The 15,024-nt window shown below is 59.7% G+C and carries 14 protein-coding genes; 8 read left to right on the forward strand and 6 right to left on the reverse strand.

The window, feature by feature from the left end; genetic code table 11:
- Positions 1 to 7 precede the first annotated feature (7 nt).
- Genes ureE through ureG form a run of 3 tightly spaced genes read left to right on the forward strand, consistent with a single transcriptional unit; the run spans position 8 to position 1,783 of the window.
- Complete coding sequence (gene ureE, locus DSM110093_RS20530) at positions 8 to 502, forward strand: urease accessory protein UreE (protein WP_243268258.1); 495 nt, start codon at positions 8 to 10, stop codon at positions 500 to 502.
- Positions 495 to 1,142, forward strand: a complete 648-nt coding sequence (locus DSM110093_RS20535) for an urease accessory protein UreF (RefSeq protein ID WP_243268517.1) — start codon at positions 495 to 497, stop codon at positions 1,140 to 1,142. Before ureE ends, DSM110093_RS20535 begins: the two co-directional genes overlap by 8 nt.
- The gene (gene ureG, locus DSM110093_RS20540) at positions 1,139 to 1,783 is read left to right on the forward strand and encodes an urease accessory protein UreG (protein WP_243268261.1); all 645 of its coding nucleotides are present in this window, start codon (positions 1,139 to 1,141) and stop codon (positions 1,781 to 1,783) included. The genes DSM110093_RS20535 and ureG overlap by 4 nt, the downstream gene beginning before the upstream one ends.
- Before the next feature lie 92 nt (positions 1,784 to 1,875).
- Here ureG and DSM110093_RS20545 read toward each other — a convergent pair whose 3' ends face one another.
- The gene (locus DSM110093_RS20545) at positions 1,876 to 3,051 is read right to left on the reverse strand and encodes a nucleotide sugar dehydrogenase (protein ID WP_243268518.1); all 1,176 of its coding nucleotides are present in this window, start codon (positions 3,049 to 3,051) and stop codon (positions 1,876 to 1,878) included.
- A 245-nt stretch (positions 3,052 to 3,296) separates the two neighbouring features.
- On the opposite strand from DSM110093_RS20545, the gene DSM110093_RS20550 reads away from it, so the two are divergent.
- Positions 3,297 to 4,637, forward strand: coding sequence for a DUF2793 domain-containing protein (locus tag DSM110093_RS20550; RefSeq protein ID WP_243268264.1), 1,341 nt, complete (start codon positions 3,297 to 3,299; stop codon positions 4,635 to 4,637).
- Between the two features lie 45 nt (positions 4,638 to 4,682).
- Here the strand turns inward: DSM110093_RS20550 and DSM110093_RS20555 are convergent, their stop codons facing one another.
- Positions 4,683 to 5,645, reverse strand: coding sequence for a pyridoxal-phosphate dependent enzyme (locus tag DSM110093_RS20555; RefSeq protein ID WP_243268266.1), 963 nt, complete (start codon positions 5,643 to 5,645; stop codon positions 4,683 to 4,685).
- Positions 5,646 to 5,661: 16 nt separating this feature from the next.
- The gene (locus tag DSM110093_RS20560; RefSeq protein WP_243268269.1) at positions 5,662 to 6,621 is read right to left on the reverse strand and encodes an ornithine cyclodeaminase family protein; all 960 of its coding nucleotides are present in this window, start codon (positions 6,619 to 6,621) and stop codon (positions 5,662 to 5,664) included.
- Between the two features lie 99 nt (positions 6,622 to 6,720).
- Between DSM110093_RS20560 and DSM110093_RS20565 the strand changes: the two genes are divergently transcribed.
- Positions 6,721 to 7,341, forward strand: a complete 621-nt coding sequence (locus DSM110093_RS20565; RefSeq protein WP_243268270.1) for a PAS domain-containing protein — start codon at positions 6,721 to 6,723, stop codon at positions 7,339 to 7,341.
- Entirely contained in the window at positions 7,338 to 8,489 is a 1,152-nt protein-coding gene (argE, locus tag DSM110093_RS20570; protein WP_243268271.1) for an acetylornithine deacetylase, read from the forward strand. Before DSM110093_RS20565 ends, argE begins: the two co-directional genes overlap by 4 nt.
- Here the strand turns inward: argE and DSM110093_RS20575 are convergent.
- From DSM110093_RS20575 to DSM110093_RS20585, 3 genes are all read right to left on the reverse strand, one after another.
- On the reverse strand, positions 8,463 to 9,614 hold the full coding sequence (locus DSM110093_RS20575; protein WP_243268272.1) for an aminotransferase: 1,152 nt from the start codon (positions 9,612 to 9,614) through the stop codon (positions 8,463 to 8,465). The genes argE and DSM110093_RS20575 overlap by 27 nt on opposite strands.
- 19 nt (positions 9,615 to 9,633) lie before the next feature.
- A complete protein-coding gene (locus tag DSM110093_RS20580; protein WP_243268273.1) occupies positions 9,634 to 10,716 on the reverse strand; it encodes a serine hydrolase in 1,083 nt (360 codons plus the stop codon).
- A gap of 79 nt (positions 10,717 to 10,795) precedes the next feature.
- Positions 10,796 to 11,275, reverse strand: a complete 480-nt coding sequence (locus DSM110093_RS20585) for an Lrp/AsnC family transcriptional regulator (protein WP_243268275.1) — start codon at positions 11,273 to 11,275, stop codon at positions 10,796 to 10,798.
- Positions 11,276 to 11,370: 95 nt separating this feature from the next.
- On the opposite strand from DSM110093_RS20585, the gene DSM110093_RS20590 reads away from it, so the two are divergent.
- Both DSM110093_RS20590 and DSM110093_RS20595 read left to right on the forward strand, forming a co-directional pair.
- A complete protein-coding gene (locus tag DSM110093_RS20590) occupies positions 11,371 to 12,573 on the forward strand; it encodes a methionine gamma-lyase (RefSeq protein ID WP_243268276.1) in 1,203 nt (400 codons plus the stop codon).
- A 66-nt stretch (positions 12,574 to 12,639) separates the two neighbouring features.
- Complete coding sequence (locus DSM110093_RS20595) at positions 12,640 to 15,024, forward strand: 1-deoxy-D-xylulose-5-phosphate synthase N-terminal domain-containing protein (protein ID WP_243268278.1); 2,385 nt, start codon at positions 12,640 to 12,642, stop codon at positions 15,022 to 15,024.

Below are 15,024 nucleotides of genomic sequence, written 5' to 3' on the forward strand. Positions count from 1 at the left end.
GACCCAGATGACCCCAATCCTTTGCCAAGACATCCGCCGCAACGGCGATTGGTCTGATGCCGCTGACAGTGTGGCACTTACGTATGACGGACGGTTTTTGCGCCGAAAGGTTCTGACGAGTACGGGGGGCCTGCCGTTTCTCGTCGATCTGGCGCAGACGACCTCGCTTGATCATGGTGATGCATTTGTCTTGGCTGATGGGCAGATGGTTCACGTTGTGGCCGCCGACGAAGACCTGCTTGAAGTGACTGGTCCTGACCTGCCGCGCATTGCGTGGCATATTGGCAACCGCCACACCCCTTGCCAGATCGAAGCCGACCGTCTGGTCATCCAACGCGATCATGTGATTGCCAAGATGCTGGCTCAAATTGGCGCAGCAACACGCGAGATCACCGCCTCCTTCCGCCCCGAAGGCGGTGCCTATGGCCACGGGCGCACCCACGGGCATGATCACAGCCACTCTCATCACGCCTCCCATGATCACGACCACGCAGATGCCTGAAGCCTTACAGGCCGAACAGCTTCTGACACTGGTGCAGATGCTTTCCCCTTCCTATCCTGTGGGGGCTTTCGCCTATAGTCACGGGCTGGAATGGGCCGTGCAGGATGGGTCGGTGGATGACCAAGATAGCCTGACCGCGTGGCTGCGCACCGTGTTGCAATACGGCGCGGGGCAGGCTGATGCGATCTATCTAAGCGCCGCCTATCACGCCGAAGACCCGACCCAAATTGATGCGCAGGCTCGTGCTTTTGCATCCTCGGCGGAACGGCTGAAAGAGACCGTGTTGCAAGGCGAGGCTTTCGCCCGTGCGAGCGCTGCAATCTGGCAGATCGAGATCCCCCCGCTTTGCTACCCGGTGGCCGTTGGCTGGGCCGCCCGTCTGCAGCAGCTTCCACTGCGCCAGACGCTTGAGATGTTCCTGCACGCATTTGCGGCCAACCTCGCGACCGCCGGGATGCGGCTTATCCCCTTGGGGCAGACCGAAGGCCAGATCGTTATTCGCAACATTGCCCCGTTTTGTCTTGAACTCGCCGCGAAGGCGCAGCGGAGCACGTTGGATGATCTTTCCTCTACCGCCTTCCTAAGCGACATCGCCGCCATGAAACACGAAACCCAGTATTCGAGGATTTTCCGCACATGAAACGCAACAATGGCCCTTTGCGCGTCGGCATCGGCGGCCCGGTGGGCGCGGGTAAAACCACACTGACTGCCGCATTGTGCCGTGCACTACGAGACAGGCTTTCGGTGGGCGTCATCACCAATGATATCTACACCCAAGAAGACGCCGAAGCGCTGATGCGGATGCAGGTTTTGCCCCAAGACCGGATCATCGGGGTCGAAACCGGCGGCTGTCCGCATACGGCGATCCGCGAAGATGCCTCAATAAACCTTGCCGCCGTTGCAGAGATGGTCGCGCGCCACCCAGACGTGGAAATCGTGTTAATCGAAAGCGGAGGCGACAATCTCTCGGCCACTTTCAGCCCTGAGCTTGCCGATGTGACCCTCTATGTCATTGATGTCGCAGCGGGCGAAGAAATCCCCCGCAAGGGCGGACCGGCCATTACAAAATCTGACATTCTAGTCATCAACAAGACTGACCTCGCACCGCATGTGGGCGCGTCCCTCGACGTTATGAAGCATGACAGCGCGCGCATGCGTCCAAGTCTGCCAACCGTCTTTTGCGCGCTGAAGTCAGGCGAGGGTACCGACGAATTGCTGGAGCATCTGGCACGGATTGGCGGATTGGACCTCGCACTGATGGCGCCTTCGGCGTCTAATTAAGTCTGGTTTCCGGGCCCTTAGAGAGGGTTCAACCAGATTTACTGTCGATCAATCTCGTCGCGCATTTTCACTTAGGTGATTGGTGGCTCACTTTAATCTGCACCGAATAGATCACGGGTGAAGACCTTCTCAGGAACATCGGCGAGGTCGGGATGATTGCGATTTGCAACGATCACATCTGCACGCGCCTTGAAGCGGTCGAGATCCTGCATGACCTCAGAACCGAAGAAACTATCCTCCTGCAAGACGGGTTCGTATACGAGCACTTCGATCCCCTTGGCCTTAAGCCGCTTCATTATGCCTTGGACAGAACTTTGACGAAAATTGTCGGAGCCAGCCTTCATCACCAGTCGGTAAATACCCACCCGCTGCGGAGCGAGGGCCAAGATCTGCTCCGAGATGAAATCTTTGCGGGTGCGGTTTGCCTCTACAATCGCGTTAATCAAATTTTGTGGGACATCAGAATAGTTGGCGAGCAGCTGCTTGGAATCCTTGGGCAAACAATAGCCACCATAGCCAAACGATGGGTTGTTATAATGTTCCCCGATGCGCGGATCGAGACAGACACCATCAATGATTTGCTTTGTGTCGAGCCCATTGGTTAGTGCGTAGCTGTCCATCTCATTGAAGTATGCGACCCGCATGGCGAGGAAGGTATTGGCGAAGAGTTTTACCGCTTCGGCCTCTGACGCACCGGTAAAGAGCATGGGAATTTCGTCGTTAATCGCCCCTTCTGCCAGTAGCTGCGCAAATCGCCGCGCGCGGGGGCTGTCTTCGCCTACGACAATGCGTGATGGGTGCAAATTGTCGTAAAGCGCCCGACCTTCGCGCAGAAACTCAGGGCTAAAGATCAGTTGATCCGTTTCAAAGGAGGCCGCCAAACCTGCCGTATAGCCGACGGGGACGGTGGATTTGATGACAATTGTGGCTGTCTTTGTAACGGCTAATACGTCCCGCACAACGGCCTCCACGCTGGAGGTGTCAAAAACGTTAGTGCGCGGGTCATAGTTTGTCGGCGTTGCGATGAGCACAAACTCAGCGTCTCGAAACGCGTCGGCCGCCTGCGTTGTAGCATGCAGATTAAGCGGCTTTTCCGCCAGATACCTCTCAATCTCAGGGTCGACGATAGGCGCATGCCGGGCGTTCACCTGCGCCACCCGATCGGGGTTCAAGTCGACAGCCGTCACGTCATTATGCTGCGCTAGAAGTACGGCGTTTGACAGCCCCACATAGCCGATACCGACCACGGCGATCTTGGTCATAGTCATATACATGGGCCTTTCCTGTGAGCCGTGGCCGTGATGTTAAACTGCGCCTGCGCCTTTGAAAAGGCGCAGGCTGGCAAGGAGTTAGCGCTTTTTGACCCAGTTTTGAGACGACTGAAACGCTATCGCCTTACCGCACTGCGCTACGCCACAGTCCGCGTTGTTGCCCTGCTTGCGTACGCTCTGTTGTCAGGCTGGCAAGGCTTCTTTCGCACATTCACTGTAACCCACAACGCGGAGAACCCCCGATGCCCGACGCTTCTGAACGCTTGTCCCTTCCCTATTTGATGCCAGCACAGGCGCAGAAACATGTAACCCACAATGAGGCGCTGCACCGGCTTGACCTTTTGGTGCAGCTTGCGGTGGAGAGCTTTGATGCCAGTACACCGCCGGCCCTGCCGCAGGCGGGGGAGATTCATGCGCTTGGCGGCGCGCCCACCGACGCTTGGGCGGGCCATGCTGGTGAACTGGCCGCTTGGACGGAGGGGAACTGGCAATTCATAGAACCGCAAGAGGGCTGGCAGGCGCTGGACAAATCCACAGGCACGTTGCGCCGCCGCAATGTCGGAGGTTGGTCGGATGTTGCCTTGCCCGATCTGACGGCCCTGCCCGGTGTGGGGGTCAACACAAGCTACGATAGCGCCAATCGCATGGCGGTCTCTTCTAGCGCGACATTGCTCAATCACGAGGGGGCGGGGCATCAGCTAAAGCTGAACAAAGCCAGCACAGGCGATACGGCGAGCTTGTTGTTCCAAACCGATTGGTCGGGCCGGGCCGAAATGGGCACGGCAGGAGAGGATGATTTTGCCATTAAGGTCAGCGCAGATGGCAGTTTTTGGTCCACCGCGCTTGCCTTTGACGCAGCTACGGGCATGGCGTCGGGCATGGCGCTGACCCAAACTGTGGACGACGCGACTGTGGGCCGCTTGATCCGGGTAGGTGATTTCGGCATTGGGGCGGATGCCGGGCCACTTGTGACCGACCTCAATGCGCACCTGCTTTCCGGCAATTATTCGGGCTATGGCGGCGGCCATATGCAGGCACCTCTGGGCGATAATCCTTTCCCCACATTGGACGGGGTCTTTGGCCTACATTGCGGCAATAGCACCTTGGGCGGGCAGAACGCTTACCTCTGGCAAATCGCGATCGGGATCGACACGCCCGGGCTGGCCTTTCGGGTGCGGGCCAATGACGTTTGGGGGGCTTGGCAGGGTCTGTGGTCGGGGGCCAACACGACTGTCGATGCCAATGGTTTCATCAAAGAAGCGAGTCCGATCCTGCGCCTGTTCAGTGATACCTCCGAAGAGCCCGCGGTGCCTTTGAACGCAGCTTTTGAGCGGCTGGATGTTGGGCAATATGCCCTGACAGGTGTTCCGCCTCTCGCGTCAAAAGGCTGGCAGATCGAAGTCCCGCAGGACGCTAATGGCAATCGCTTGATCTATGTCGATTGTGACTATGACGCGAAACTGGGCGCGCTGCATGTCGAGACCAGCAAGGTGATTTGGCAAGACGGCTGGGCCGCAGGTCAGCCCTGTGACATCCCCGAAGGCCGTTGGGTTGACCTTCGGTTTGACATGCCAACGCGGTGATCCCCTTGCCCCGGCCCGCCGTTAGCGCAACGGGCCGGAAGGTATTTAGATTATCCCGCGCAATTGCTCGACCTCATAGTTACCACCGCAAAGCAGCACGACAGAGGTTTGGCCCGCGTATTTCTGCGAGTCACCCGAGTAAGCCGCCAGTGCCAAAGCTGCTGCACCTTCAACGAGCATATTTTCTTCCCACGCCAACAGCTTCAGCGCGGCGGCGATTTGCTCTTCGTCGCAATGCACGATCTCGTCGATCACCTCGCTGGCCATCGGCAGGGTAAGCGAGTCTGCGTCGACCCCGCCCGCCACGCCGTCAGCCAACGTATCAAGATGCTCGGTCTCGACAATCTTGCCCGCTTTGATCGAGGCGGCCAAGGCGCAACTGTGTGTGGCGCTGACGCCGATGACGCGGGTCTGAGGTGAGAATTCCTTGATCACCGATCCCATGCCCGAGATCAGACCACCGCCGCCCATTGAAATGAAGACGTTGTCTACCCCTTCAATCTGATCGAGCAGTTCCAGCGCGGCGGTGCCTTGGCCTGCGATCACCTCGGCGTCGTTATAGGGCGAGATATAGGTATATCCCTCGGCCTCGGCCAACTGCTGTGCGTGCAGTTCCGACAACGAAGCATCGGCGCCATGGATCACAACCTTGGTGCCGAAACCTTCGATGGTTCTGCGCTTCTTGGCGACGACGGTTTCAGGCAGCACGACGATCAACTCATGCCCCGTGGTCTGGGCGGCAAGCGAACAGGCGATGCCGTGGTTGCCAGAGGATGCGGTAATGACCGGACGGTCAAGCGGCACAGTCGTCAGCTTGGCATTGGCACCGCGCAGTTTGAACGATCCGGTGTGCTGGAAATTCTCGGTCTTGTAGAACAGCCGCGTGTCCCCTTCCATCGGCAGGCGCGAAGCAATCACAGGCGTGCGGTAGATCGCGCCAGCGATCTTACGGTGAACCGCGCAAGACCGGGCGGCGGATTGAGCAACGAGTTCAGAGACAGGGGACATGGCAGTTTCCATCGTTTTAGGTGAGGTCAGGATGTGCGGATTGAAGCACCGCGAGCGAAATGGCAGCATCTTGAACTGCGAGGCCGGTAAGATCGGCAATGGTGATCTGCGCCTCATCGGCCCTGCCGGGATGCGCGCCCGCAAGGACAGCGCCAAGAGCCACCACATCGCCTGAAATTCCGCCCGCCGTTTCGGCTGTGGCGAATTCACCGTGATGCAGCGACTGCGCGGCAAGATCACAAACCAGCAGATCAGCGGCCGTCACCAGATCAGTCGCCAATTCCTGCTTGCCGGGGCTGTCTGCCCCAACAGCAGTGATATGCGTACCCGGCGCGATCCAATTGCGCGCGATCAGCGGGGCTTTGGCTGGTGTGGTGGTGATAATGACCTGCGCCGCGCGGGCTGCGGCTTCCAGATCGGCGGCAGCAGTCGCGATTAGCCCGTCGGCTTGAAGTTCATCACAGGCCGTCTGCACCTTGTCCGCGTCGCGGCCCCAGATGGCAAAGGTCAATTTCCGTTCTGGCAATAGCGCCTGTAAACAGCGCGCCTGAAAGCGACATTGCAGCCCGGTGCCGACAATCAGCACACGGTCAAACCCGTCTACGCCAAGCGCACGGCTGGCCAGCGCGCCACCCAACCCGGTGCGCATATCGGTCAGCCATCCTCCATCGCGCAATATCGCAAGCGGCGCACCGGTGGTGGCCGAGAACATCAGGTTCAGCCCGTTGGAACTGGGCAGTCCTTTTGACGGATTGTCATAAAATCCGGTGGCGACCTTGATGACGAAGCCCCCGGTGCCCAGCACATGGCCCGTTTTTACATGGCAATCGCCATTGGCATCATCAAAGCCCAGATAGGTCACCGGTGGGGCCTGAACGCGGCCTTCAGCAGAGGCAATATAAGCCGCTTCTATCGCCTGCGCCGCCGTGGACAGATCAAAATGTTCTCGAATTTGGCTTTTGTTCAGGTCGATCACGCACGGCTCCCTTGGGTCACTCCCATTATCGGTTGACCCGGTTTCTGGATCGAATTATCTAATTTCAAATTTACTGTCAATCAACGGAATGCCCCGCAGATGCCTGACCCGACCTTTGACAATGCATGCGCCACCGCAGAGGCCATTGTCTTTCTTTTTGGCATACGCGTCGAAGTGGTGGTTCATGATCTGACTGCCGAGCGTATCGCCCATATTGCCAACCCCCTGTCACAGCGCAGCATTGGCGATCCGTCGAACATGCATGAGATCGAGCTTGGCGAAGCCCCGGTGATCGGCCCCTATGAAAAAGTAAATTGGGACGGCTCAACCCTCCGTTCGATCAGTATCCTGCAACGCCGCGCGGATGGCGCGGCGGCCTATGTGATTTGCATTAATCACGATCAGGCCGACCTGCTGGCACTGCGCCGAGTGGCAGAGGCGCTTGGCCCCGCACCTTTGGAGAACGTTGAGCCACAGGCGCTGCTGCGCAATGATTGGCACGACAGGCTCAACAGCTATGCCAGCGCTTGGTGCCGTGACCGAGGACTGAGGATTGATGCACTCGGGCGCGATGACCGCCGCGTGTTGATTGGTGAGCTGTCCGCCTCTGGTGCGTTGGCCGAACGCCATGCGGCCGCCTATGTAGCACGCATGGTCGGGGTCAGCCGCGCTACGATCTATAACGACCTAAAGGCCCGCAGTGAGGGGGAAGCAGAATGAGCGATATATCAAAGGCACTTAACCTGCTGGAAAAACTGATCGCCTTTCCCACTGCTTCGCATCGCTCTAACCGCGCGCTGGTTGCTTTCATCTCGGATTACCTGACTGAGCTGGGCGTCGAGCATCATGTATTTCCCGACGAGACGGGTGAGAAAGAAGGGTTGATCGCCCATATCGGGCCGCAGATCGAAGGCGCAGTCATTCTGTCAGGCCATACCGATGTTGTGCCGACCGACGGACAATCTTGGCAGCACGATCCTTGGACACTTACGCTGGAGGACGGGCGTTACTACGGGCGCGGCACCTGTGACATGAAAGGGTTCTTAGCGTTGGTTCTGGCTGCCGTGCCGCAAATGCTGGCGCAGCCGTTGGCCCGCCCCATCCAATTGGCGTTTTCCTATGATGAGGAACCCGGCTGCCTTGGCACCCTGCCCTTGATAGACGCGCTGGCACAGCATTACCCGCGCGCCGAAAGCGTGATCGTTGGCGAGCCGACGCAGATGAAAGTGGTGACCGGCCATAAGGGTGGGATCGGGATTAAGACCACCCTGCGCGGGCTGGCGGCGCATAGCTCGAACCCCGGGCGCGGGGTTTCGGCCATCGCTCATGCGCTGCCGCTGATCGACTGGCATGAGCGGCAAATGGAACAAGAGGCCGAAAGCGCGGGGCCGAGTGGTTTCGACCCCTCCTTTACAACGCTTCAGGTGGGCACTCTGCACGGCGGAACGGCATTGAATACCGTGCCCGACGCCTGCGTCTTTGAAAGCGACATCCGCTATGTGCCGCTCCAGACCGCCGACGATTGGATCGCTGCCTACCGGGCCGAGGCCGCCAAGGTCGAAGCCGCGATGCAGGCCCGCCACCCTGAGGCCAGCGTAACGCTGAGCGATATCGACATCGCCCCGGCACTGGCCCCCGAACCCGGCAATGCGGCCGAAGAATTGGCGCGGCGGCTGACCGGCGACAACTCCGACACCCTCGTCGCCTATCAGACCGAGGCCGGGCATTTTCAGGGCGCGGGCTATGCCACTGTGGTCTGCGGACCGGGCAGCATCACACAGGCCCATCAAGCGGATGAGTATATCACCGCCGATGAGTTGCGCCGCGGGGCCGATTTTCTGTCAAAGCTGATCGACAGTCTCCGCTGAGTTGACGCCTTGCCGCTCAAGGAAGGCCGAGACGCGTTCCAATCCGGCGCGCAGATCCGCCGTGGGATTGGCATAGCCGATGCGCAACCAGCCCTCCATGTCCATCGCGCTGCCGGGGGTGAAAAGCACGCCTTCCGCCTCAAGCAATTGCGTGCAGAAATCCCGCGAGGGCAGCGGCAGGTCATATTTCAACAATGCCGTCGTGCCGGACTTAGGCTTGACCCAAGAAATCAACGCCTCACCCTCAACCCAGTCAGACAGGATCGCAAGGTTCTCACGGGTGATGCGATGGGCGCGTTCAAGGATTTTCCCACGGTTCTCCAGCGCGAGGGCCGAGAAATACTCATCAATTTGACCGACAGAAATGGTATTATAGTCACGGTGGATCATAATCCGTTCTAGCAAATCGCGCGGACCTGCGACCCAACCGACGCGCAGCCCGGCAAGTGAATAGGCCTTGGACATGCCCGCCGTGCTGATGCCCTTGTCGTAGAGATCGCAGATCGACGCGGTATAGCCGTCGCCCGCCTGATCGGTCCCGCGGTAGACCTCATCGCAGAGCACCCAAGCATCGCTGCCGCGCGCAATCTCCGCGATTTGGGTCAGCATCTCGCGGTCCATCAAAGCGCCGGTGGGGTTGTTGGGGTTATTTGTTGCGATCATCCGCGTATCGGGGCGCATCATGGCGCGCAATGCGTTGAGATCGGGCAGAAAGCCGTTCTCTTCGCGCAGGTGCAGCAACTCAACCTCGGCGCCGATGCTTTCTGGGATGGAGTAATGCTGCTGATAGGTTGGCACGATGGCGATGACGTGATCACCACGGCTAACAAATGTTTGATGCACCAATGAGTTCGCGCCAATGGTGCCATGGGTCGTTAGCACATTGTCGCGGGCCTGCGCCTCGTAAAGCCCCGCCACCGCGTCGCGCAGCCGGTCGGAACCCTCAATCGCGCCGTATCCCATCCGCATCTCGCGCAGTTCGCCTAAGACGCTGTTGTCGACGCCCGCCATGTCGATCAACTCGCCTAGAGTGATCGAATCCACGCAGGTTTCGGCAAGGTTATAGCGGCAGTGGTTCTCGAATTCGTTCATCCACATTTCAACGCCGAAGGTTTTGATATCCATCGTGTAGTCCTCTCGATTATCAGCTGCGGGCCGAGCCGGTTAATGCCGCCATCAGCAGTTCCAGAAACTTGGGCGCCTGCGGTGGGGCGAGCCAACGCATGACTGCCACGATCTCTTGCTCCGGTGCGATCCAGATCGTATGACCGCCCGCACCCTGTGCGCTAAAGGCGGTCTCGGGCAGTGCTGGGTTGGCGTCCTGCCCCCGGTTCAGCCACCACAGGAAACCGTATTTGTCGAGGGTCGGCGTGGGCGTCAGCGACTGCCGCATCCAGTCATCGGGTAGGATCTGCGCGCCTTCCCATTGGCCGTTTTGACAGATGAACTGACCAAATTTCGCGTGATCATCCGCCCCGATGAAAAGCCCGCCGCCCCAGTGCCCGCCACCGGTGACCGACTGAACACGTGTGCCGTCGATCTCGACCCAAGAGGTCGAGTATCCCTCCCACCGCCAATCGGCGGACGCGCCAATCGGGTCCATGACCCGTTCGCGCAGCACCTCAGGCAAGGGTCTGGCAAACCGGCACAGCAGTGCATAGGCAAGCGCGTTCACCCGCACATCGTTGTATTCATAGTAGCTCCCCGGCGCACCGATATCGCGCAGCTGCCCCTTACGGCTGTTGTCAGCGTCGACCCCAATCTGGCGATAGTGATCGACCTGATCATCCTTGCCAAAAACCTCACCGCGCCATTCGCTGTTCATCTGCAGCATGTACCGCCATGTGATGCGCCCGTTATGGTCGCCTGCGAAATGCGGGCCGGAAACGCTCTCCCCCACCGGCGCGTCGAGGTCGGTGATCAACCCATCCTTCACCGCCAATCCGGCCAGCACCGAAAGATAGCTTTTGGCGATTGAGAACGTCATGTCGGTGCGCGTGGTATCGCCCCAGTCGGCCACTCGTTCGCCGCGGTGCAAGATCACCCCCGCAGGCCCGCCGCGCGGCGCGACGGGGCCGACGATCTCTGTCCATGGGCCGCTCTCATTCCACTCTCGGTTCCCAACATAGGCGCCATCGGGGTAGTACATCTCACGCGGCCACGCGGTCTCATGGGCCAAGGCGTGATCGACGGCGGCTTGCAAAGCGGGGGTGGCGGCGAATGTCATTCTGCTCTCCTTGGGTTTGGGCGAACTCTTCCCAAGAGGGCGGCAATTGTAAACCGTAAAATCTATTTCATGCAGGGGTTTACCCGGTGATGTCAGGGTAAACTTGGCTCCGCTTTACCACGCCATAGACAAAGCTGGTGTCGATCGACCCAATCCCGCCGATGGGATGCAGCCGCGTGCGCACGAAGCGTTCGTAATCCACCAGATCGCCCACCACGACGCGCAGCAGGTAATCCGATAGCCCGCTCATCACGAAACATTCCAAGACCTCCGGGATCGCTTTGATCTGGCTCTCGAAGCGCTGCACTGTTTCTTCGTCATGGCCATCCAGCGTGACGCGCACCATCACTGTGACCGGTAGGCCGTAAGCCTTGGCGTCGACCTCCACACTATAGCCCCGGATCGCACCGTTCTTTTCCAACGCCCGTAGGCGGCGCAAACAGGGCGATGGCGAAAGGTTTACCTCCTGCGCGAGGTCAAGGTTGGTCATCCGACCATTGCGTTGAAGCGCGCGGATGATTTTGCGGTCGGTTGCGTCCAATTGCGGTATCTGGGGCATAATATGCCAATTCTCCTGCTTTGAGGGGATATAATAGCAACCTAATGCCAAAGCGCCCATTCGATAATGCCCCTAACAACTTTGAGGGGCACTCCATGAACAATTCGCAGAAATCCTTTGCCACACGCGCCATCCACCACGGCTATGACGCCCAAAGCGAGCAGGGTGCGCTGAACCCGCCGATCTACATGAGTTCGACCTTCACCTTTGAGACGGCTGAGGCAGGCGGCGACATGTTCGCGGGCGAGCGCGAGGGGCATTTCTACACACGCATCTCAAACCCCACGCTCGACCATCTGGAAAAGCGCATTGCCAACCTTGAAGGGGCCGAAGCCGGGCTTGCTACGGCATCTGGCATGGGGGCGATCACCTCGACGCTGTGGTCTTTTCTTGAGGCCGGCGACGAGATCATCATCGACAAGACGCTCTACGGCTGCACCTTCGCCTTCATGACACACGGGTTGCCGCGCTTTGGGGTAAAGGTGACTTTGGTCGACATGACCGACCCCGGCAACCTCGAAGCGGCGATCAGCGCGCAAACCAAGATCGTCTATTTCGAGACCCCCGCGAACCCGAACAACCGTCTGGTCGACATTTCTGCCATCTCAGCCATCGCGCATCGCGCCGGGGCCAAGGTTGTGGTGGACAACACCTATGCCACCCCCGTGCTGACCCGCCCAATTGAACATGGCGCGGACATCGTCGTTCATTCGGCGACCAAGTTTCTCTCCGGTCACGGCGATGTAGTCGCAGGGCTTGTCGTGGGCAACAAAGAAGACATGGCGCAGGTTCGCCTCGTCGGGCTTAAAGACATGACAGGTGCGGTGATGTCGCCGCTGACCGCGATGCTGCTGCTGCGCGGGATCAAAACATTGGAACTGCGGATGGAGCGCCACTGCCAGACCGCGCGCAAAGTGGCCGAAGCATTAGAACAGCACCCGGCGGTGCTGCATGTCGCGTATCCCGGACTTGATAGCTTCCCGCAGGCAGAGTTGGCGCGGCGGCAGATGGCGAACTTTGGCGGCATGATCCCATTCGAGGTGAAGGGCGACAAACAAGGCGGGATCGCCTTTATGAACCGGCTAAACTTGATCCAACGCGCTGTGAGCCTTGGCGATGCGGAAAGCCTGATCCAGCACCCCGCCAGCATGACCCATTCGACCTATTCGCCCGAAGAACGGGCCGAGCACGGCATCGCCGAAGGGCTGGTGCGGCTCTCTGTCGGGCTCGAAAGCGCCGATGACATCATTGATGACCTTTACGCCGCGCTTGGGGCGCATAACATGCAGGCGGCCTGAACTCGGCCTTATCAACGGATGCGCCATGTCGCGCATTCACGATGTCACCAATCTGAAAGACCCGCCATGACCGCTCTCGCACCCGACCAGCTCAAGACCATCGAACAGCGTCTGCTGTGGCTGTCGCATTGGATGATCCATAACGCCAACCACATCCGCCCCAAAGTGGACGGGATCAAGGTCGGCGGGCATCAGGCTTCGTCGGCCTCCATGGTGTCGATCATGACGGCGCTCTATTTCAGCGCCCTGCGGCCCGAAGATCGCGTGGCGGTGAAACCCCATGCCTCGCCAATCTTCCATGCGATGCAGTATCTGATGGGCAACCAGACGCTTGAGAAGATGGAGAACTTTCGCGGGTTTCAGGGCGTCCAGAGCTACCCCAGCCGGACCAAGGATATCGACGATGTGGATTTCTCGACCGGGTCTGTGGGTCTTGGTGTCGCCGTGACCTCCTTCGCCTCGCTGGTGCAGGACTACATCACCGCAAAGGCGTGGGGCGAGGATGTGAAACTCGGTCGCATGGTGGCGCTGGTGGGCGACGCCGAATTGGACGAGGGCAACATCTACGAAGCCCTGCAAGAGGGCTGGAAGAACGATCTGCGCAATACATGGTGGATCATCGACTATAACCGTCAATCGCTCGACGGGGTGGTGCGCGAAGGGCTGTTCAAACGCATCGAGCAGATTTTCGATGCCTTTGGCTGGGACGTGGTGAAGGTGAAATACGGCGCCCTGCAACGCGCCGCCTTCGATGAGCCGGGCGGCGACAAGCTGCGCGACTGGATCGACAATTGCCCGAACCAACTCTACTCGGCACTGACCTTTATGGGCGGTGCGGTCTGGCGGCAGCGGCTGATGGACGCGCTTGGCGATCAGGGCGACGTCACCGCGCTGATCGAAAAGCGCAGCGATGATGAGCTGGCCGATCTGATGGAGAACCTCGGCGGCAACTGCGTGCAGACCATGGCCGAGACCTTTGCCTCCATCGACCATGACCGCCCGGTCTGTTTCCTTGCCTATACGATCAAAGGCTGGGGCACGCCGATTGCGGGGCACAAGGACAACCACGGCGGGCTGATGAACAAAAGCCAGATGGCCGAGTGGCAGCAGCATATGGGTGTGGCCCAAGGCGAAGAGTGGGAGAAGTTCGCCACTGTCGCTGACGCGCAGGCCCTACAATCCGCGCTCGATAAGGTGCCGTTTTTCGCCAAGGGCCGCCGCCGTTACGATGACGCAATCCTGCCGGTGCCGCAGATTGACCTATCCAGTGACCGCGAGATCTCCACGCAGATGGCCTTTGGCAAAATCCTTGATGATCTGTCGAAAGGCTACAGCGATCTGGCTGAGCGCATCGTGACCATGTCGCCCGATGTGACCGGCACAACCAACCTTGGGCCATGGGTGAACCGGCGCAAGTTGTTTGCGCGTAGCGAACAGGCCGATACCTTTATCAACGAAAAAATCCCGTCCACCGCGAAATGGGAGTTCACCCCTAAAGGCCAGCATATCGAGTTGGGCATCGCCGAGATGAACCTCTTCCTCCTGCTGGGGGCCGCGGGTCTGTCGCATTCGCTTTTCGGCAAGCGGGTCATTCCCATCGGTACGGTCTATGACCCCTTCGTGGCACGTGGCCTCGATGCGCTGAACTATGCCTGCTACCAAGATGCGCGGTTTATGATCGTCGGCACGCCATCAGGTGTGACACTGGCCCCCGAGGGCGGTGCGCATCAGTCCATCGGCACACCGCTCATCGGGATGAGCCAAGACGGGCTGGCGAGCTTTGAGCCCGCTTTCGCCGACGAGTTGGCCGTGATCATGCAATGGGCCTTCGATTACCTGCAGCGCGATGGCGAGGGCGACCCGGACGAGCGCACTTGGCTGCGCGACGAGACCGGCGGCTCGGTCTATCTGCGACTGACGACGAACCCCATCGAACAGCCCGGCAAACGTGTCGACGAGGACTTCCGCCAAGGGGCCATCGACGGGGCCTATTGGCTCCGCAAGCCGGGGCCGAACTGCAACGTGGTGATCGCCTATCAAGGGGCCGTGGCGCCCGAAGCGATCAAGGCGGCGGGAATGATTGCCGAAGGTCGGCGCGATGTAGGCGTGCTGGCAGTCACCTCCGCGGATCGCCTCAACGCCGGATGGACGGCGGCGCAACGTGCACGAGCGCGGGGCAATGCAGAAGCGGAAAGCCACATTGAGAGCCTGCTGGCCGATCTGCCGCGCGACTGTAAAATGGTGACGGTGATTGATGGCCATCCGGCAACGCTGTCGTGGCTCGGCTCGGTCGTCGGGCATCAGACGGTCCCGCTTGGGGTCGAACATTTCGGCCAGACCGGGACCATCGCGGACCTCTACCAACATTTCGGTATCGACGCCCGGTCAATTGTTGAGAAGGTGCAGGGCCTGACACCGGGGCGGCGGATGCTGCACCGTGTGGCGGGGTGA

The sequence above is a fragment of the Sulfitobacter sp. DSM 110093 genome, from assembly GCF_022788715.1.
Classification (GTDB): domain Bacteria; phylum Pseudomonadota; class Alphaproteobacteria; order Rhodobacterales; family Rhodobacteraceae; genus Sulfitobacter.

What these genes read in the sequence shown, in the direction of transcription:
- DSM110093_RS20545 (WP_243268518.1), bottom strand. Translation starts at nt 3,051, where the DNA reads ATGACTATGACCAAGATCGCCGTGGTCGGTATCGGCTATGTGGGGCTG.
- DSM110093_RS20535 (WP_243268517.1), top strand. Translation starts at nt 495, where the DNA reads ATGCCTGAAGCCTTACAGGCCGAACAGCTTCTGACACTGGTGCAGATG.
- ureG (WP_243268261.1), top strand. Translation starts at nt 1,139, where the DNA reads ATGAAACGCAACAATGGCCCTTTGCGCGTCGGCATCGGCGGCCCGGTG.
- DSM110093_RS20565 (WP_243268270.1), top strand. Translation starts at nt 6,721, where the DNA reads ATGCCTGACCCGACCTTTGACAATGCATGCGCCACCGCAGAGGCCATT.
- DSM110093_RS20580 (WP_243268273.1), bottom strand. Translation starts at nt 10,716, where the DNA reads ATGACATTCGCCGCCACCCCCGCTTTGCAAGCCGCCGTCGATCACGCC.
- DSM110093_RS20585 (WP_243268275.1), bottom strand. Translation starts at nt 11,275, where the DNA reads ATGCCCCAGATACCGCAATTGGACGCAACCGACCGCAAAATCATCCGC.
- DSM110093_RS20590 (WP_243268276.1), top strand. Translation starts at nt 11,371, where the DNA reads ATGAACAATTCGCAGAAATCCTTTGCCACACGCGCCATCCACCACGGC.
- DSM110093_RS20595 (WP_243268278.1), top strand. Translation starts at nt 12,640, where the DNA reads ATGACCGCTCTCGCACCCGACCAGCTCAAGACCATCGAACAGCGTCTG.
- DSM110093_RS20555 (WP_243268266.1), bottom strand. Translation starts at nt 5,645, where the DNA reads ATGTCCCCTGTCTCTGAACTCGTTGCTCAATCCGCCGCCCGGTCTTGC.
- DSM110093_RS20575 (WP_243268272.1), bottom strand. Translation starts at nt 9,614, where the DNA reads ATGGATATCAAAACCTTCGGCGTTGAAATGTGGATGAACGAATTCGAG.
- ureE (WP_243268258.1), top strand. Translation starts at nt 8, where the DNA reads ATGACCCCAATCCTTTGCCAAGACATCCGCCGCAACGGCGATTGGTCT.
- argE (WP_243268271.1), top strand. Translation starts at nt 7,338, where the DNA reads ATGAGCGATATATCAAAGGCACTTAACCTGCTGGAAAAACTGATCGCC.
- DSM110093_RS20550 (WP_243268264.1), top strand. Translation starts at nt 3,297, where the DNA reads ATGCCCGACGCTTCTGAACGCTTGTCCCTTCCCTATTTGATGCCAGCA.